Origin of the sequence: Paenibacillus wenxiniae (assembly GCF_039822605.1) — a bacterium.
Taxonomy (GTDB): domain Bacteria; phylum Bacillota; class Bacilli; order Paenibacillales; family Paenibacillaceae; genus Saccharibacillus; species Saccharibacillus wenxiniae.
The window spans coordinates 206,624-225,829 of record NZ_JBCGUH010000008.1; the positions used below are offsets into that span (position 1 = coordinate 206,624).

Annotated in this window: 11 protein-coding genes, 1 CRISPR repeat array and 1 other annotated feature; of the genes, 1 reads left to right on the forward strand and 10 read right to left on the reverse strand. The window is 45.9% G+C overall.

The features are described from left to right. Nucleotides 1–6: 6 nt before the first annotated feature. From mntR to adhE, 9 genes are all read right to left on the reverse strand, one after another. A complete protein-coding gene (gene mntR, locus AAHF22_RS16050) occupies nt 7–432 on the reverse strand; it encodes a transcriptional regulator MntR (protein ID WP_347326035.1) in 426 nt (141 codons plus the stop codon). 356 nt (nt 433–788) lie between these two features. Continuing rightward, on the reverse strand, nt 789–2,810 hold the full coding sequence (metG, locus tag AAHF22_RS16055) for a methionine--tRNA ligase (RefSeq protein WP_347326036.1): 2,022 nt from the start codon (nt 2,808–2,810) through the stop codon (nt 789–791). An 80-nt stretch (nt 2,811–2,890) separates the two neighbouring features. Next, nucleotides 2,891–3,142, reverse strand: a binding site (T-box leader). Between the two features lie 27 nt (nt 3,143–3,169). Further along, complete coding sequence (yidD, locus tag AAHF22_RS16060) at nt 3,170–3,448, reverse strand: membrane protein insertion efficiency factor YidD (protein WP_347326037.1); 279 nt, start codon at nt 3,446–3,448, stop codon at nt 3,170–3,172. Beyond that, a complete protein-coding gene (locus tag AAHF22_RS16065; protein ID WP_347326038.1) occupies nt 3,445–3,990 on the reverse strand; it encodes a Fur family transcriptional regulator in 546 nt (181 codons plus the stop codon). The genes yidD and AAHF22_RS16065 overlap by 4 nt, the downstream gene beginning before the upstream one ends. A 547-nt stretch (nt 3,991–4,537) precedes the next feature. Then, nucleotides 4,538–6,739 carry a stalk domain-containing protein gene (locus tag AAHF22_RS16070; RefSeq protein WP_347326039.1) on the reverse strand — a complete coding sequence of 734 codons (2,202 nt, stop codon included), beginning with the start codon at nt 6,737–6,739 and terminating at the stop codon, nt 4,538–4,540. Between the two features lie 355 nt (nt 6,740–7,094). Then, on the reverse strand, nt 7,095–8,723 hold the full coding sequence (nagZ, locus tag AAHF22_RS16075; RefSeq protein WP_347326040.1) for a beta-N-acetylhexosaminidase: 1,629 nt from the start codon (nt 8,721–8,723) through the stop codon (nt 7,095–7,097). Nucleotides 8,724–9,138: 415 nt separating this feature from the next. Next, nucleotides 9,139–9,879, reverse strand: a complete 741-nt coding sequence (gene pflA / locus AAHF22_RS16080; protein ID WP_347326041.1) for a pyruvate formate-lyase-activating protein — start codon at nt 9,877–9,879, stop codon at nt 9,139–9,141. Nucleotides 9,880–10,194: 315 nt separating this feature from the next. Further along, nucleotides 10,195–12,459, reverse strand: a complete 2,265-nt coding sequence (gene pflB / locus AAHF22_RS16085; RefSeq protein WP_347326042.1) for a formate C-acetyltransferase — start codon at nt 12,457–12,459, stop codon at nt 10,195–10,197. A gap of 735 nt (nt 12,460–13,194) precedes the next feature. Beyond that, nucleotides 13,195–13,696: direct repeats of the CRISPR family, unit length 32 nt; unit sequence CTTTCAATCCACACTCTCGCACGGAGAGTGAC. Between the two features lie 1,040 nt (nt 13,697–14,736). Further along, nucleotides 14,737–17,349, reverse strand: a complete 2,613-nt coding sequence (adhE, locus tag AAHF22_RS16090) for a bifunctional acetaldehyde-CoA/alcohol dehydrogenase (RefSeq protein ID WP_347326043.1) — start codon at nt 17,347–17,349, stop codon at nt 14,737–14,739. 328 nt (nt 17,350–17,677) lie between these two features. On the opposite strand from adhE, the gene AAHF22_RS16095 reads away from it, so the two are divergent. After that, nucleotides 17,678–18,409 (forward strand): Crp/Fnr family transcriptional regulator, encoded by a 732-nt coding sequence (locus tag AAHF22_RS16095; RefSeq protein ID WP_371834079.1) that lies wholly within the window; start codon nt 17,678–17,680, stop codon nt 18,407–18,409. 137 nt (nt 18,410–18,546) lie between these two features. Here the strand turns inward: AAHF22_RS16095 and AAHF22_RS16100 are convergent, their stop codons facing one another. Beyond that, nucleotides 18,547–18,864, reverse strand: coding sequence for a winged helix-turn-helix transcriptional regulator (locus AAHF22_RS16100; RefSeq protein ID WP_347326045.1), 318 nt, complete (start codon nt 18,862–18,864; stop codon nt 18,547–18,549). Between the last annotated feature and the right edge of the window lie 342 nt (nt 18,865–19,206).

A 19,206-nucleotide genomic window follows, 5' to 3' on the forward strand; every position in this document is an offset into this window, starting at 1 on the left:
TCTGCCTTATGAGTCGCTAACTAGCTCGTTTTGCAGCTTTTTGAGTTCTTCCACTCGCTCTGGATCACGACGGAAATATTCCACCAGCGTCTCGATTTGAGTGATCGAATCCCAGCTCAAATGATGCTCGATGCCTTCAACGTCCTTGTATATATAGTCCGGATTTACACCGATAATATCCAGAAAATCCTCCAGCAACTGGTGGCGGTCTACGAGCCGTTTACCCATTTTCTTTCCTTTGCTCGTTAACACAAGACCACGGTATTTCTCGTAAATAAGGTATTCATCCTTATCCAGCTTTTGGATCATTTTGGTAACGGACGAAGGATGTACTTCCAGCCCTTCGGCAATATCCGATACACGCGCATATCCCTTTTGTTCAATTAATTGATAGATGCGCTCCAAATAGTCTTCCATACTGGGCGTTGGCATCTTGCTCCCCCTTTGAATGCACGTTCTCGTTAATGTGCCGACAATTACACGCGGCCATTGATTATGGTTCATTCAATAATCATACATGGAATGTCGCGTGATTGGCAAGTTTTCGCGTGCTTTTTTTGCCAGATAAAGAACCTTTTGTAGGCGGTGAGATGTAGGCTCCCAGGCCTGCAAAAGGTTCGATTCTGGCAGCTATGCTACCCGTTTCAAGCGTTCGTCAAGCGTCCGTTTGAAGTGGCAACGTAGCTATTATTTCTTTTGAACATTCGCTCGATTCCTTGATCGCTACTACATTACGTAATAGCTAAATGAGCGATATCCGTTCCTAGCCATATCCCTTTTGTACAATCTTATTTCACCAGCGCACCATTTGGCATACTATCCGGCACGGTAGCCAGTGTTAGCTGATCGCCTTCGGAAGCCGCCAAAATCATACCACGGGATTCCTCACCACGCAGCTTCACTGGTTTGAGATTCGTGACGCAGATGACTTTGCGACCAACGAGTTCTTCCGGTGTGTAAAACTTAGCAATGCCGGATACGACCTGACGTTGCTCAAATCCAAGATCCAGTTGCAGTTTGAGCAGCTTATCTGCCTTTTTCACCGGTTCTGCGGCGATTACCTGGGCAACGCGCAGCTCTACTTTGGCAAAATCGTCGATACTAATCTCTGCTTTGCCTTCTTCCGGTTCTGCCGCAGGCTTACTTGCGTCTGCTTGTGGTGCAGGTGCAGACTCATCCGCAGATTTGAGTACGCCGCCCATCGCTTCTACGATGTGAGCAACCTCTTCTTTTGCATCCAAACGTGGGAAGATCGGATCGCCTTTTGTTACCTTCGTACCGGCAGGCACCAGCCCGAATTGACGTGTGCTATCCCATGTTGTCAGCTCTCCATCCGCGACGCCAATTTGCTCACGAATTTGCTGTGGCGCACGAGTCAGGAATGGTTGCAGCACGATCGAGATAATGCGAAGTGCTTCCGCCAGATGATACATTACCGAGTCGAGCTGTGGACGGTTAGCTTCATCCTTCGCCAGTACCCACGGCTGTGTCTCATCGATATATTTGTTTGTACGGCTGATCAATTGACTGATGGCCGTCAGGGCAACCGAGAATTCCAGCTTCTCCATCGCCGTTTCGATTTTGTCGATGGTCTGTCCCACAAACTCCTGTAGCTTACTATCCACTTCATTAACTGCACCCGCATAAGCAGGCACAGTGCCGCTACAATATTTATCAATCATCGCTACCGAACGATTAAGCAGGTTACCGAGATCGTTTGCCAGATCGGAATTGACACGATCAACAAAGCTTTCCGGTGTGAATGTACCGTCAGAGCCGAATGGCACTTCACGCAGCAAGTAATAACGCAGTGCATCCAGACCGTAACGGTCGATCAATGTTACCGGATCAACCACATTGCCTTTGGACTTGGACATTTTGCCGTCTTTCATCAGCAACCAGCCGTGACCGAATACTTTTTTCGGCAAAGGCAGATCCAGTGCCATCAGCATGATCGGCCAATAGATCGTATGGAAACGGACGATTTCTTTACCTACCAGATGAATATCGGCTGGCCAGAATTTGTTGAACAGCTCTTCATTGTCGCTGCCATAACCAAGCGCTGTAATATAGTTGGACAGCGCATCGATCCATACGTAGACAACGTGTTTTGGATCGTTTTTAACTTTAACGCCCCAGTCGAATGTTGTACGCGATACAGCCAGATCTTCCAGTCCTGGTTTAATAAAGTTGTTAATCATTTCATTTTTACGTGATTCCGGCTGAATAAAGTCAGGGTGATCCTGATAATATTGCAGCAGGCGATCCGCATATTTACTCATACGGAAGAAGTACGATGCTTCTTTCACAAGTTCGACCGGGTGACCGCTATCCGGGCTTTTTCCGCCGATCACTTCGCCTTGATCATTCCGCTCGATATCGACAAGCTGTGTCTCCGTATAAAACGTCTCATCCGGAATACTGTACCAGCCCTCGTATTCGCCTTTATAAATATCACCTTGCTCCAGCAGACGATCAAAGATATTCTGTACGACATCTTTGTGGCGCTGCTCGGTTGTACGGATAAAGTCATCATAGGAAATGTCCAGCTTATCCCATAAGCTTTTAATCCCTTCTACGATGCCATCGACGAACTGCTGTGGGGTTTGTCCCTTTTCGGCAGCTTTGCGTTCGATCTTTTGACCGTGCTCATCTGTACCGGTCAAATAGCGTACTTCATAGCCTCTCAGTCGCTTATAGCGCGCCATAGCATCGCCTGCGACAGTCGTGTAGGCATGACCGATATGAAGCTTGTCACTCGGATAGTAGATCGGTGTCGTAATATAAAACGTTTTGTTTTCTTCTGGCATGAATACCCCTCCTAAATAAATTGGCTCAACAGCGACAATAAGCTGTGCGGACACAAACAGACACAAAAAAGCCCTCGCCCCTATGGGACGAGAGCTGTGCTCACGTGTTACCACCCAACTTCCCTGCTTCCTTACGAACAGCAGGCTCGTTAGCCTGTACAGGCTAGCCATTAACGCTGGCTCACGCTGTAGCCTTACTTACGGTCATCCCGCTTCGCTCGACTTCAGTTCCTCCCGGACCATCTTCTACAGCGGCTCTCAGACCGGTTCGCAGCAACTCCGGCTCTCTGCACTGTGCCTATTCTGTATACTTATCCGTTCACTGGATGACTATCATCTTCCTATGCTCTTCAATATACCTAATCGGCGTCAGCACTGTCAAGCGATGTGCGCGTGCGCTCTCGTGCAGGTGGAACGAGATCAATGCCACCCGGATGAAATGGATGACATTTGCTAATTCGTCTTGCAGCAAGCCAGCTTCCTTTTAACACCCCGTGTACCTCAATCGCTTCCAGTGCATACTGAGAGCAGGTCGGGTAAAAACGGCAACTAGGCGGTTTGAGCGGTGAAATAAATTTGCGATAAAAATGAATCGGTACCTGCACCGCTCGCCGACTCCATTTTTGCGGCTTATTCACTGACTTTTCCCTGCCACAGATTCACCTGTAGCGGCGGTGGCGAGCGCATTTTTTTTCACATGTAGTGCCGGGCCTTCTTTACCGTCCCCACCTGTCGTACTGCCTGGCTCACCTGGAAGATTACCAAGTTGCACACGACAATCTTTACAATAGCCAAACACTTCAAACTTATGTCGAATCACTTCAAATTGTTCGGGCATATCCGTCATATCCATCGGACAAAAAGCGATCGGGTACGTTTTCTCGCATTGCAGACAGATCATATGATGGTGATGATGATCTTGGCTACAGTGGCTTTTAAATTTAACGCCATCCTCAAATACAACCTGCTCCAGCACACCAAGCTCTTGCATTACACGCAAGTTCCGATATACCGTATCAAAACTAAGTCCGCTATATTTACGTTCCATATATTCGTAGACGTCCTTCGCCGTCAGATAACCCGGCGCTTCAGCAAATAGCCGTGCCAGCGTGCGACGCTGATCGGTAATACGCAGCCCTTGCTTGGACATAATGTCAATAATCTGCTCTGTAGACAGCATGAGTTCTCCTCCTGTCATTATTCCGGCATATGCTATCCTACTGCCGGATGTTCAACTATATTCCATTGCTGTGAATATAAATGTGCTGTTCTTTCGCACTCTTTCTATTCACTATTCGTAATCATAACTATTATACACTAAAATAATCGCTGTGCCGAACAATTATAGTGGAATCGTCTCGAATTTTAAAAAGAACTACAGTTCTTTCATATCGTTTCTCTAGTCTGATGCCTACTATATATCGATGGATTGAGATCCACATCTTGTAAAATAGCCAGAACGTAGACGAGTTTGCACCTACGTTCTGGTTTTGTAACTATATTCTAGTTTTATATATCGGGTATCAAAAAGCAGCGTGTATACATCATGTGTCCTTTTGCGAGTATCTCAAATAAAAAACGGAGCCGCCTGAGGCGACTCCGTTTCTCATGAGCAAAACTGTACTTTTGGACATAACCTATTCATCCTAAATAAATAAGAAACGGTAACGCCCATTCAACGTGATGTTGTACAGATCAGCTCAATATCATATATCGTAGCTACTATATTATTGCTTTTTCGCTGGCATCTGGTTGAACAGCAAGTTAACAGGCAGGTTACTACCTGGTGCCGCTGTGAACCAGATTTCTACAGCTTCCGTATCCAGATTGCCTGTACGGTACAGAACAACATTCTCGTTCGCTGTTGTCACTGCCGAATTCCGCTTAACCGGTGTGCTGACGCCATTTACAAAAATGTAGCCAGTGTAACGACCGCCACGAGCATTAAAGGAAATAAGCGTATTCGGTGCAACCATATCGAGTTTGATTCTGTACAATACGCCAAAGTTACCAGCGTTCGATGCATCTGTGCCAGACAATGGATCTGTACCGACCAGATTAGGGTCACTGTTGTTGTCGCCCATTGGCAAACGAACTCTTGTATTTCCGATCAGACCTGGGATATGAATCAAACGAGTCGAATTATCATAAGTACCACGGTTATGAATACCATCGCGATCCAATTTCGGCAATGTGTTCATCGCCTGCAATGGATCTGCATTTTCGTCCACCATCAACACAGTGTATTGAATGTTAGAGTCACTCACCAGATCAGCAAATAGTGAGATAACGGTATCATTTGGCATCGTTGATGCGTTCAACTGATTGAAGATCACCTGACTTTGTCCAGGCTGCAATGTCATAGTTGTTGCATCTTTACCGGATTGCAGCGATTGATAGTAACGATCAACCGATACTTTACCTACGGCTGTAGCGTACTGGTTTGGTCCGCCAAAGCCGATTGCCAGCTGATTAATATTCGCTGGTGTTGCATTCGGGTTCGTAGCAATCACGTACATTTTTACGCGTTTGCCTGTTTCGTTCAGATGGTGAATCATAAAACGAGTTGGCCCATTTGCAAACTCTTGATACACAATACCTTCCGACATTACGCGTTCTGGACTATTACTGCGAATCAAGCGTACAGGCTCGGAAGAAGCCTCGAATGGAGCCACTTGAAGTCCTGGCACTTCACCACCATTAAAATCAAACGAATCACCAATTGGTGTGAAGAGCGGGTAAAACTCATCTGCTGTATACAATGTGTCGTTTGTAATATTAATTGTTTTGCTATATGTGCCTGTTGCACCGTGCTTATCGGTTACAATCAGCGTGATCGTTTGTGGTCCAGGTGTGAAGAAAGCAAGCTGGTTGTTAGACCATTCTGTTTTGGTAATTGCATTTTCATCATCTGTACTCATATCCGTATAACTGATCAATTCACCCATACGATACGAATCGCTGTTCGTTGTGAACATCGCTACAGGCGGTTGGTTCGGAGGAAGTACATTGATCGTTACGCTGTACGGGTCGCTCCACTGTCCATTCGCATCCATAACCTGATACGTTACAACATGCGCGCCAGCCTCTGCGAACACATCTTCACGGCCTGTCCAGCGCTCATCCGTAATTGGCGTGCCATCTGGTGTGTTGGATTTGGTTGTATACGTTACCGTTGTTTGTGTCGCATAAATATCTTTAGGGGATATCGTAAAGGAAGCGGTTGGCTTCACTTGCAAATCCATAATGACCATTTTACCTTGAACCGTATAAGGAATATTCAGCGCGGCTGTGATCGAAGTCAGCGGTACCATAAATGTTCCTTTTTGTTGGAACGAAGCACCTTTCATCATCGATTGCACGCCATTTACGGTGTAAATTTTGCTATCTGTTTTAAAACGAAGTTCTTTGCCATCTTTGGACATTACTGTTTCTTTTGTACTGGAATCATATGTAAGCGTAAGGCCAACACGTTCCACCAGTGCACGTACAGATACATAAGAGACACCATTTTTAACGGTCATCGGCTGGTTGGAGAAATACAACTTGCCATCACGATAAATCTGATTGGAATTCATCATAAAGATCAGTTTGTTAGGTCCTGCCGTGTACACGTCGGTTACTACAGAAGATGTACCTGTCGCTGGTGGCACGGTTGTAGGAGGTGGTGTGGTCGTTACAGGTGGTGTAGTTGGAACGGTCGTACCATTCGTGCCTGTTCCTGTGTTATCCATACCTGTTGGATCGGTGCCCATTGCACCGGAATCTGTAGATAGTCCATTATTATTTAATGATTGATCACCATACACATCCTTTACGATCCCGTTTGTTGTATCGCCTTCTGCTGCAAATGCCTGACATGCAGGGAATGTCGCAACTGCCTGTGTAAAGGCAAGTACGGCGATTAATATGCTTTTCTTGAATTTCATTGTTCGACTCCTTCTTATGTCTTTTTTTCTATACATGCAGATGTCAAAATAAAACTCCCCCGAAATGACACGTTATATAAGACGCTCCAATTTGGGAAAAGTTTCTGTCTGATTCGTAAAAGCAGCGTTAAAATATCGTTGTTCACATTTCAGCCACAATTACATGATCATATACACATATTCTGTAAATCACAATAAAAAAGCCTGTCCTCTGCGAACGGACAGGCTTTGGAATTTGATATTTATCACGATCTGCGCGAATTTTGTCTATTCGTCGATGTCGATAACGGAACCACAGTCTCACATCTAAAGAAGAACTGCATGTTCAATGTATAGGCTTAGCCGTACAACCAGGTCAAATCTGCACGCCGTATTGCCCATTTAAGGTGACAGGCAAACGCCCTGTTGCTGTTGCTGCGCCTGCCAACACCGCTGCTACTGCTTCTACGGCATATTTACGATTTTCATAAGCGCAAATATACGTTTTAACGTCCGGGAATGCGTTCAAATCATACGGATTGCGCATCGAGACTACGATAAACGGCACATGCAGGTGCTCGTGCAGTGTTTTTGTGAGTAGCGCCTGTCCTTCTGGTAACTCGCCTGCGGCTGTATACGTAACCATCACAACAAAGCCTGCCTCCTGCGCTTGCTGCATAGTCTGCTGACGCTCCAACTCGTCTGGCTCTACGTCGATAACAAGCTGACGTGCCGGTAAGCCCTGCAAACATAAAGCTTCAGCCAGATTCACTTGATAACGTGCAGGCTCATCTACCTCGGTTCGGCGAATAACCTGCGGCCAGATCACCACACCTTCTACAGCGGATGCAGAACGTCGGAGTGGAAGCTGACCCTCATCCTTCACGATCGTGATGCTATGAGCGGCGATTCGTCGCAGTACGGTTTCGGTATCGTGTGCATTAAGCAATGCAGCTAACTGTGCTTCACTTGCAGGCGGTGCATCCATCTGTCGCCGTGCTTTCAGTTCCAAAATCCGTTCCAATGCCGCATCAAGCTGCTGCTTCGATATACGTCCTTGCTGCACAGCAGCTCGAACCGCCTCAATCGCTGCAATCTGATCTTCCAATGTATGACTGACCAGCAATAGATCGGCTCCTGCCTGTATGGCCCGAACCGCTGCTTCTGGAATGGAAAAATGCTTTGCAATCGCATGCATTTCCAGACAATCGGTCACGATTACCCCTTTATAGCCCATCTGTTCGCGCAGCAGTCCCGTCAACACGGATGAAGATAGCGTAGCCGGTACAGGCTCTGGTTCAAACGCTGGAAAGATGACATGAGCCGTCATTATCAGATCGGCTCCTGCCTTGATCGCATAGCGAAACGGCTGCAATTCGATCTCTTCCAGACGCTGACGATCATGTGGTACCGAAGCAAGTCCGTAATGGGAATCCACATCGGTATCGCCATGCCCTGGAAAATGCTTGGCTGTAGCCGCTACGCCTTGCGCCTGCATCGCTTCAATTGCAGCCGCACCGTGCAATCCGACCGTTTCCGGCTTTTCCGAATACGAGCGTACGCCAATGACCGGATTACGCGGATTATTGTTCACATCCACACACGGAGCAAAATTCACATTAATGCCGAGCGCATGCAGCTCACGCGCACTGATCGTTGCCGCCGCTGCCGTAAGCTCCAGATCATCTGCCGCACCGAGCGACATATTGCCTGGAATCTGACTCAGCTCTTCCCCATCTATACGGCTGACCATGCCGCCTTCCTGATCAATCGCAATCAGTAACGGCGGTAATCCTTGCTGGCTCGCCATATTCTGCAAGCTCGCGGATAGACTATGGATTTGAGTAGCTGTACCGATATTGCGACGAAAATAAATGACACCACCAATATGATATTGCTGTATCAATTGTTTGATTGGCTCATCCGGTACAATATCGTGAAATCCGCATACAAACAGCTGTCCAACTTTCTGCTCCAACGTCCAGCCTGCTAGTGCTGTATTCATGCTACTCATCCTCCCTTATGTCCGTAAGACGGCTAGCTGCATTTTTATTTATTATACGGAGCCGCACCGGTTGTAAACAAGTTTCGTCGCATATAAAAAGCATCTTACCGCATCGTGTAATCATTCCTGCACGCAGGATACACGTTACGATAAGATGCTTGATGAACGATTGGAAATAAGTTTACCGACGGAAAGCTTGTATTGAATTAAGATTCAGCAGTCAGCAGAACGTATCACAGCAGATAGAGCGGAAAGGAAAACAAGCAGAAGCAACTGTTCCATCTATGATGTAATCTATGCTTAACGAATCCTAGTGTTTCACAACGTCAGCGCTCATACCTTACACTTTACATCTGACATCGTTACATCTTTTAACCGAATACAAATGTGTTTCAAATCAACTATCATTTATCTTTTACCGAACGCAAGCGGTTTGACGCCGCCCCTGTTCAATTAGGCGATAAGCTCGTTCCACCTCGGCTTCTGTCGGCGAAGGCACGCCATCCAGCGGATAGATGCGACCCAGCGACTGCCATTTGTAAATGCCCATCTGATGGTACGGTAAAATTTCAAACTTCTCCACCCCATCTAATGTGCCGATAAATTCACCAAGTGCGATCAGGTCTTCCTCTGCATCATGGATGCCCGGTACAAATACATGTCGTATCCACATTTTGCGGCCATGATCCGATAACCACCGTGCCAGCTTCAGTGTGCGCTCATTGGATACACCGGTTAGCTTTTGATGCTTCTCATCGTTAATATGCTTCAGATCGAGCATGACCAGATCAGTCACTTCAAGCAACTCATGAATCTTTTCACCATCATTGTAGCCATTGCTATCCAGTGTAGTATGCAAATTCCAGCGTTCCTTCACTTCACGGAATAAGGCTTTGACAAAAGGGGCTTGCAGCGTTGGCTCGCCGCCCGAAACGGTAAGTCCACCACCGGAGCTACGGTAATAATTTAGATAAGGCTCAATCTCAGCCAGCACTTCGTCCAGCTGCATCACCTTACCTCCATCCAGATTCCAGGTATCGGGATTGTGACAATATTGGCACTTCATCAGACACCCCTGCATAAATAATACGAAACGAATACCTGGACCATCGACGGTACCAAATGTCTCCAGCGAGTGAACACGGCCTGTTACCATGATCATTCAGCCCCTTTCTCATAAGTAGTATGACCGAACAGATCGATATGGATCATCTTGTATCCAATAGCGACGGTAGCAGTCTGCCGGTTCGCAATATATCAATCATGGTATGAACCCTGCTCAACAATGATGTGAAGAAAAGATCATTCCATTTGCAATATATCGATCATGTTGCGAACCGATCCAGATCTACCAGCTGTAGCCTTCTGTCCAGCAGCCATTGGTGGTGTGGAGCCTTACTGTCAGGCATCCGTGGTAGCATGTTCTGCTACTGTTGATGCACTCACCGAATACTTACAGCCATGTATTTGATTACATCGCGCTGTGGAACGTGCGGTTAATAACATCAAGTTGTTGTTCACGTGTCAGTTTAATAAAGTTGACGGCATAACCGGATACGCGGATGGTCAGCTGTGGATAGTTCTCTGGGTGATCCATCGCATCCATCAGTTGCTCGCGGTCAAATACGTTCACGTTCAGATGATGCGCATCACTACCGAAATAGCCATCCAGCATCGCAACCAAATTCGATTTGCGTGTTTCTTCTTCTTTACCGAGCGCTTTCGGTACGATTGAGAAGGTGTTGGAAATACCGTCCAGGCTATGCTCGTATGGCAGCTTCGCTACCGAGCTAAGCGATGCGAGTGCACCTTTTTTATCGCGTCCGTGCATTGGGTTCGCACCCGGTGCAAATGGCTCGCCTGCTTTACGTCCATCCGGTGTTGTCCCTGTTTTTTTACCGTATACAACGTTAGACGTAATCGTCAGTACGGATTGAGTAGGTACGGCTTCACGATACGTTTTGTGCTGACGAATCATGCTCATAAAGCTTTCGACCAATTCAACTGCAATCGCATCGACACGATCATCATTGTTACCATAACAAGGATATTCGCCTTCAATTTCAAAATCAATCGCGATGCCCTGCTCGTTGCGGATCGGTTTTACTTTGGCATATTTGATCGCGCTCAGGGAGTCCGCTGCTACCGACAGTCCGGCAATACCGCAAGCCATCGTGCGTAAAATATCACGGTCATGCAGCGCCATCTCGATCCGTTCGTAGCTGTATCGATCATGCATATAGTGAATGATGTTCAACGCATCCATATACACTTTGGACAGCCATTGCATCATCGGTTTGTAGCGTTTCATTACTTCATCGTATTCCAGATATTCGGATGTGATCGCTGGATATTCAGGACCGACCTGTGCACCGGATTTCTCGTCTTTACCACCGTTGATCGCATACAGCAACGTTTTGGCAAGGTTCGCACGCGCGCCGAAGAACTGCATTTGTTTACCGATACGCATGGCGGATACACAACAAGCGATACCGTAGTCGTCGCCATAGATCGGACGCATCAGATCATCATTTTCATACTGGATCGAACTCGTTTCGATCGATACTTTGGCACAGTATTTTTTGAAACCTTCCGGCAGTTGTTCCGACCACAGTACGGTCAGGTTTGGCTCTGGTGCTGGACCGAGATTGTATAGGGTGTGCAGGAAACGGAAACTGTTTTTCGTTACGCGAGTCGTGCCGTCTACTGCCATACCGCCGATCGATTCAGTTACCCATGTAGGGTCACCACTGAACAGTTCATTGTAATCCGGTGTGCGCAGGAATTTGACGATACGCAGTTTCATTACAAAATGGTCAACCAGTTCCTGTGCTTGCTCTTCGGTTAGTATGCCTTCTTTGATGTCGCGTTCGATATAAATATCGAGGAAGGAAGATACACGTCCGAGCGACATTGCCGCACCATTTTGTTCTTTGACCGCTGCCAGATAACCGAAGTACAGCCATTGGAACGCTTCTTTTGCGTTTTGCGCGGGTTTGGAAATATCAAAGCCATGATCCGCAGCCATCTGTTTCAGTTCGTTCAGCGCTCTGTACTGCTCGCTAATCTCTTCACGCTGACGAATCGTTGCTTCATCCATGTACTCGCCCAATGTTTCGTCATGCTCCTGTTGTTTTTGTTTCATCAAGAAGTTTACGCCGTACAAAGCGACACGACGATAGTCACCGATAATGCGACCACGACCATACGCATCAGGCAAACCCGTCACAATACCGGATTTGCGAGCGGCGCGAATCTCAGCGGTGTAAGCATCAAATACACCCTGATTATGCGTTTTGCGGATATTGGTGAAAATGTCGATCACGGATTGCGGAACTTCAAAGCCATACGCTTTACAAGCATCGATCACCATGCGAATGCCACCGTAAGGCTGAATAGCGCGTTTGAACGGCTCATCCGTTTGTACGCCAACCACTTGCTCTTTGGCTTTGTCGAGATAGCCGGGTCCATGAGATACGATCGAAGCTGGTGTGTTCACATCCACATCCCATACCCCACCACGTTCACGTTCTTCACGAGATAGACGGGATACGATGTCCCACAGATCATTTGTATTTTGAGTAGGGCCGGCCAGAAAAGCTTCGTTACCAACATAAGGCTTGATATTTTCATCAATGAAGTTTTTGGTGTCTACATGATTTGTCCATTTCCCCTGCTTGAATCCTCTCCAGGCTTGCTGGATGTTTTCCTGTACGTTGCGTTCGATTACGGACATTGATAATCCCTCCATGATTTGTGAATTAAATCACAAATATTGTTATGCGCTGACTTGTCATCCTGCGCCAGTGAGTTGTGTTCTGGCTATGTCTTTATTATGGGGGATGGACGGCTGTAAATATGTGATAAATATCACAGTTGGGGGTAGTTATTATGATTTTTATCACGTTCTGTAGTGGATACAGATGGGTTGGATTTGTAGTACAGTTGGTTTACATTGCAAGTCGTGTGCTGTTATAGGCGCTGGCTTGAAATGGGGATTGTGCTAAGGAGGGCTATGTATTTTGTTCATACAGGGGGTTGGGATTTTGGATACAGTTGGTGGGGATTTGGAATAATGCAAATGTGGTGGTTGGGATTTGAATGAACCTGTTAGTGTGATGTGTGGTAACAGAGGTGAATTGGCATACTCCACTCCGTCAAGGAATAAGGGGACGGACTCAGGTGGAACATGGGGAATCTATGGATTAGAGGTAACGGTAGATTCCCCATGTTTCGTAGCAGTAAGATATTTTGCTTCCACAAAAATCACTCTTCATTGAACCACGTGTTAGAAGATCGCTAACACTAGAAATCGTCCTTTCCTCTTGTTTCCTTGCCTCTGTTCTGAGATTCTCGCATTAGGAAGGCTCAGATACTACATTAAAACTAAAAATACAAATTTAGATGTTTAAAGTCACTCTCGTAGGGAGAGTGACTTTTGAATGCCGCAGCGGGTGCAGTCCCCAGAGGGATTTCAATCCATACTCTCGCACGGAGAGTGACTTCATTATGGTGTACATACACGCATCGGACACCATCTTTCAATCCACACTCTCGCACGGAGAGTGACGGGTTATTCGGATGATTGGAATTCATTCACTTTATCCCTTTCAATCCACACTCTCGCACGGAGAGTGACCACGTTAGTTAACGAACAAAAGGTGTCTGCTAAAGCTTTCAATCCACACTCTCGCACGGAGAGTGACCAGCGGACGAGACAATGGTTCATTATAACCGATACTTTCAATCCACACTCTCGCACGGAGAGTGACTCCCATAATCGGTTCTCATATAACCATCTTTCAAAACTTTCAATCCACACTCTCGCACGGAGAGTGACTTTTTTTATGCAGCTATCGATCCTATCTCCAAATTCTTTCAATCCACACTCTCGCACGGAGAGTGACTTATCAACGAGTACAACGACAATCACGTAACGCTCTTTCAATCCACACTCTCGCACGGAGAGTGACTGTATACCTTTTCAGCCCTTTCGTAGCAAGGGAAAAACAGATCAAAATCGCGAACCTCCGTTTTAGCCTACTGGAAATCGGTTCAAAATACAACAAAAAACCTCAAATCCCTTGCGTAGCAAGGGGCGCGAACCTCCTAGGGATTTTATGGGAGCTTGGGGTTCGCACTTTTAAGGGCTATTTTGAATTATATTAGGATGTGACTGCTTTGCTGTTATTTCTTAGCTAGTAACGAATATGTTGCATATAAACTTACATATTTTGGATTTCCACTGTCATCAGAGAGTATATAGATTTTAGAAATAACTCTTATTCTAACGCTGGAATATGAATGATATAGAACTATATGATCATTGATGTTAGTAAACACGCCCTAAAACGGAGGGAAAGAAATAAGGGAAAAGGTCGATTTATAGTGTTAATGCTCGTCTAACACGAGGTACAATGAAACAATGATTTTTGCCAAGCAAAATATCTTACAGCTTTAGTGTTAGTGATCTTCTAACACGGAGTTCAATCAAACAATGATTTTTGCAAGGCAAAATATCTTACAGCTTTAGTGTTAGTGATTTTCTAACACAGGGTTCAATGAAAAGGGATTTTTGCGGAAGCAAAATATCTTATCTCTTTGGAGCGATGAGAATTTACAAGTACCTTCTATTCCATAGATCCTCATTGCTCCATCTGAGTCCGTTCCCTTATTCCTTACCGGAGTGGTGTAGGCTCCATCTCTATAAAGATGTTACCCTCACAAGTCAAGTAACGCCCACATCCCACATCATGTACAAACTATAATACTCTACACGAATCATCCACGCAGTTGCATGAGCAGATTCACCCTACCCCCAGCACAAAAAAGACCCCTGCCCATCCCAATTCCCAATGGGACAAGCAGGAGCCAAAGATCTATATGATGGGAGGAGAAACAGATTGCATAGGCAGCATGGGCTACATATCAAGTCGAAACAATAGCGGGTAATAGCTAGGCATACTTTTCAAAATAATCTTTCCATGATTGTATGCCTACGTGCTTACGGCAATTACTCAAACCGACCATAGAACGCATTGCGGTACACATCCGCCAGTTCGGTCACGAGCGGCATTTTTGGATTCGCTGTTGTACATTGATCTTCAAATGCGCGGTCAGCCAGATAGTCTACACGCGATTCAAAATCTTTGGCATCAAAGCCAAGTTCCTGGAATGTCTCAGGGATGCCCAGCTTACGGTTCATATCGCGGATGGCGTTGACCAGGCTGTTTACGCCTTCTTCAGTAGTACGAGCGGGCAGTCCCAAAATGCGGGCAATCTCAGCATAACGCTCGTCAGCGATAAAGTGCGAATATTTCGGGAACGACGAGAACTTGGTCGGTTTTTTCGCATTATAGCGAATAACGTGTGGCATTAGAATCGCATTGGTACGACCGTGTGCAGTGTGATATTGTCCGCCCCATTTGTGCGCCAGACTATGGTTGATACCGAGGAAGGCGTTGGCAAATGCCATACCGGCAATCGTCGAAGCATTGTGCATTTTTTCGCGTGCCAGTTTGTCGCCGGTCAATGCCGACTGTTCCAGGTATTGGAATACGAGCTGGATCGCTTTGATCGCCAGACCATCGGTGTAGTCGTTCGCCATATTTGATACATACGCTTCGATCGCATGAGTCAGTACGTCCATTCCGGTGTCCGCTACTGCTACACGTGGCAGGCTGTAGACAAATTCAGGGTCTACGATCGCTACGTCTGGAGTCAGCTCATAGTCAGCCAGTGGGTATTTGGTATTGCCTTTTTCTTTGTCCGTAATAACAGCGAACGATGTTACTTCCGAACCTGTACCCGATGTGGTTGGGATGGCGACGAATTGTGCTTTTTGACCGAGATGTGGGTATTTGTAAATCCGTTTGCGGATATCCATAAATTTCTGTTTCAGATTGTCAAAGCTCACATCTGGATATTCGTAAAACAGCCACATGCCTTTGGCAGCATCCATTGGCGAACCGCCACCGAGTGCGATAATGCAGTCAGGCTGGAAGCGTTCCATCATTTGACGACCGCGTTCTACGGTTGCCGTCGATGGATCGGGTTCGACTTCGGAGAATACTTCGATCGCTACCGGCGTTTGACGTTGACGCAGATAATGTTCTACTTTTTCCACATAACCGAGTTGTACCATCATCGGATCAGTTACGATCGCAACGCGGCTAATGTCTGGCATTTTGGCAAGGTATTGGGTCGAGCCTTTTTCAAAGTATACTTTCGATGGGATTTTGAACCATTGCATATTCACGGTACGGCGAGCCACCCTTTTAATGTTGATCAGATTGACAGCAGTGACGTTCGACGAAGTGGAGTTGCGTCCATACGATCCGCAGCCAAGTGTCAGCGATGGCAGATTCGTATTGTAAATGTCTCCGATTGCGCCATGTGTCGATGGCGAATTAACGATAATCCGTCCGGTTTGCAGACGATCTGCGAATTTTTGAATGACTTCTTCATTATTCGAGTGAATGGCCGAAGAGTGTCCCATGCCGCCAAATTCAACGATTTGCGCAGCGCGTTCGATCCCTTGATCGGCATTTTTAACTTTATAACAAGCAAGTACCGGGCTTAGCTTTTCAGCAGACAATGGATATTTGGTGCCCACGCCTTCCAGCTCAGCAACGAGAATTTTCGTATCTGCCGGTACGGTAATTCCGCTCATTTCCGCAATTTTGGTCGCAGGTTGTCCGACAATCGCCGGATTGACTGCACATTTGTCCACATTCATGGCGCCAGCGGTCAGCTTAGCCACTTCTTCTTTATTGAGGAAATAGCAGCCATTATCGATCATCAGCTTTTTCACTTGATCGAATACAGGTTCTTCGATAACAACCGCCTGCTCGGATGCACAGATCATCCCATTATCAAACGATTTAGATAGAATCAGATCAGTAACCGCCTGTTTCAAATCCGCGCTTTTTTCGATAAAAGCAGGTACGTTACCAGGACCTACGCCAAGTGCTGGTTTACCACAGCTATACGCTGCTTTGACCATCGCCCCACCACCGGTAGCTAGAATGAGCGCTACATCAGGATGATTCATTAGCGCATTCGTTTTATCCATCGATGGATTTTCGATCCACTGGATACAATCGGCTGGTGCACCATGCTTCACCGCTGCTTCCAGCAATGTTTTCGCAGCTTCGCGGCTACATTGTTGTGCAGATGGATGAAAACCGAAGATGATCGGGTTACGTGTTTTGATCGCGATTAATGCTTTGAACATCGTGGTGGAAGTCGGATTCGTGACTGGTGTAATCCCCATAATGATGCCGACCGGCTCCGCAATTTTTTGGAAGTTGTCATACGCGTTATCCTCGATGACACCAACCGTTTTTTCATTTTTGATGCTATGGTAAATATATTCGGTCGCGAAAATGTTTTTCGTAATCTTATCTTCATATACACCGCGGCCAGTTTCTTCTACTGCCATTTTAGCAAGGTGCATATGCTTGTCGAGTCCGGCAAGCGCCATCGCCTGTACGATACGATCGATCTGTTCTTGATCCATTTTCATAAATGCGGAGTAAGCTTTGTTCGCTTTATCGATCTGCTTTTGAATCTCTTCCTGTGCAGTCAACTCTACAGTACGGGCAGCATCATTTTTAACAGCCATTTCTCTCATCCTCCTCAGAATGTGTGTTGCTCTTGTCTACGCACTGATCATAGCATAGAGACAAAAATCATAATGTGATATTTTTCACAATCAATTTTAATTTTTAAAAATTTTCTTTTCCTGTTTTTTGCTTTTGCATTTTGAATCATATCGCGTTATACTATAAGTGAAAATAATCACAAACTATTAAAATTTAAAGTTTCTTTTCCTCTTACCGATAACATATAGAGATGAAGTGACATATATCAATTAATTTTACCAATTTTTCCTTTAATTTAATGCAATCTGGTTATTTTCACGTATAATGGGGACATAAAGGAGAGGAACAATGATGAACAAACCAATGGAATTGACGAAGCAGTTGGAAAATAGCAACACCAGTAGCTTCTCGCCTGCCAATCTGGAGCGCATGCTTGCTTATGCGACAGATCGCAGTATAGCAGCAGGATCGCATCTATTTTGGGAAGGCGATATCTCGGATAAGCTTTTTTACATTAAAAATGGACGGGTTAAATTAACCAAATCGACAGATGAAGGCAAAGAACTCATTTTGTACATGTATCAAGCTGGCGATATTATCGGTCAGGCGGATCTGTTCTCAGGCACACGACTCGGTTTCACGGCTGAGGCACTGGAAGATACGGAGGTATCGGTGATCGATCATAAAGATCTGGAGCTGATCATTTGCCAGCACTGTGACTTTGCGATTGATTTTATGAAATGGATGGGCACACATCATCGTCTGACGCAAACGAAAGTGCGTGACCTGATGCTGTACGGTAAACCGGGTGCACTCTGTTCGACATTGATTCGTCTGAGCAACACCTACGGTGAACCTCATAATGAAGATGGCTCGATTCTAATTAACAAAAAGATCACCCATACCGATCTGTCGAATATGATCGGCGCTACACGCGAGAGCGTCAACCGTATGCTTAGCGACCTGCGTAAAAAAGAAACGATCGAGTATGAGCACGGTATGATTATTGTTCATGATCTGGAGGCGCTGCAAGAAGTTTGTCATTGCGAGCTGTGTCCAAAAGAAATCTGTCGGATCTAATCGACTCCCCTCCTCCCCTTGCACCGGATATACGTGAATGTACTGCTGACTATGCGAAAAAAGCTTTCCACCGGAGTGGTCCCGGGGAAAGCTTTTTTATGTTGCGATACCGCCGCCTTGCAGACAGCATGTATACATTAGTCTACCCAGTGCTCTGCCCAGCTCTGAATTTGCTCCATGACCGGCTTAAGGGCGCGACCTTTTTCTGTCAATTCGTACTCAATCCGGACTGGAGTTTCCGGGTATACCTGTCGTACCAGTATGCCGCTAGCTTCCAGATCTTTCATACGCTCTGAGAGCATTTTATCGCTCATCATCGGAATGAGGTTCGATATGTCTTTGAACCGTTTCGGTCCGCTCATCAAGGATTGAATGATGAGGCCGTTCCAGCGTTTACCCAGGAACGAAAAGGCTGTCTCAAAGCGCGGACACAATCCCAATTGATGCTGTTCCATCATTTCACCTCTTTACTGGTCCATTGCCAAATCACATATGGATAATAATTAAACTCATTATTCACAGACTTTAACTTACAATAAGTTAGCACAAATATCTTACCATATTTCCTATCATAAGAAAACGAAAACATCCCAATTTGTGCGCTTCGTTACGCGGTTTTGTAAGATTCCTTATGAAAAATCATCCACTATAATAATAGTTTGCTCTTGCTTATATTTGAAAGCTGTGATTGCCGTTCGACTGTGTCAATTCTGGAATGCTCATAGAGACTCATTCCAGTGAACAAGTTACCGCCGCTGCAAAATCCGTGTTTGCCGGTTGCTCCGTTCGCGCTAGTT

Coding starts and splice junctions, on each gene's coding strand:
- mntR (WP_347326035.1), bottom strand. CDS start 432: ATGCCAACGCCCAGTATGGAAGACTATTTGGAGCGCATCTATCAATTA.
- metG (WP_347326036.1), bottom strand. CDS start 2,810: ATGCCAGAAGAAAACAAAACGTTTTATATTACGACACCGATCTACTAT.
- AAHF22_RS16065 (WP_347326038.1), bottom strand. CDS start 3,990: ATGCTGTCTACAGAGCAGATTATTGACATTATGTCCAAGCAAGGGCTG.
- AAHF22_RS16070 (WP_347326039.1), bottom strand. CDS start 6,739: ATGAAATTCAAGAAAAGCATATTAATCGCCGTACTTGCCTTTACACAG.
- nagZ (WP_347326040.1), bottom strand. CDS start 8,723: ATGAATACAGCACTAGCAGGCTGGACGTTGGAGCAGAAAGTTGGACAG.
- pflA (WP_347326041.1), bottom strand. CDS start 9,879: ATGGTAACAGGCCGTGTTCACTCGCTGGAGACATTTGGTACCGTCGAT.
- pflB (WP_347326042.1), bottom strand. CDS start 12,459: ATGTCCGTAATCGAACGCAACGTACAGGAAAACATCCAGCAAGCCTGG.
- adhE (WP_347326043.1), bottom strand. CDS start 17,349: ATGGCTGTTAAAAATGATGCTGCCCGTACTGTAGAGTTGACTGCACAG.
- AAHF22_RS16095 (WP_371834079.1), top strand. CDS start 17,678: ATGATGAACAAACCAATGGAATTGACGAAGCAGTTGGAAAATAGCAAC.
- AAHF22_RS16100 (WP_347326045.1), bottom strand. CDS start 18,864: ATGGAACAGCATCAATTGGGATTGTGTCCGCGCTTTGAGACAGCCTTT.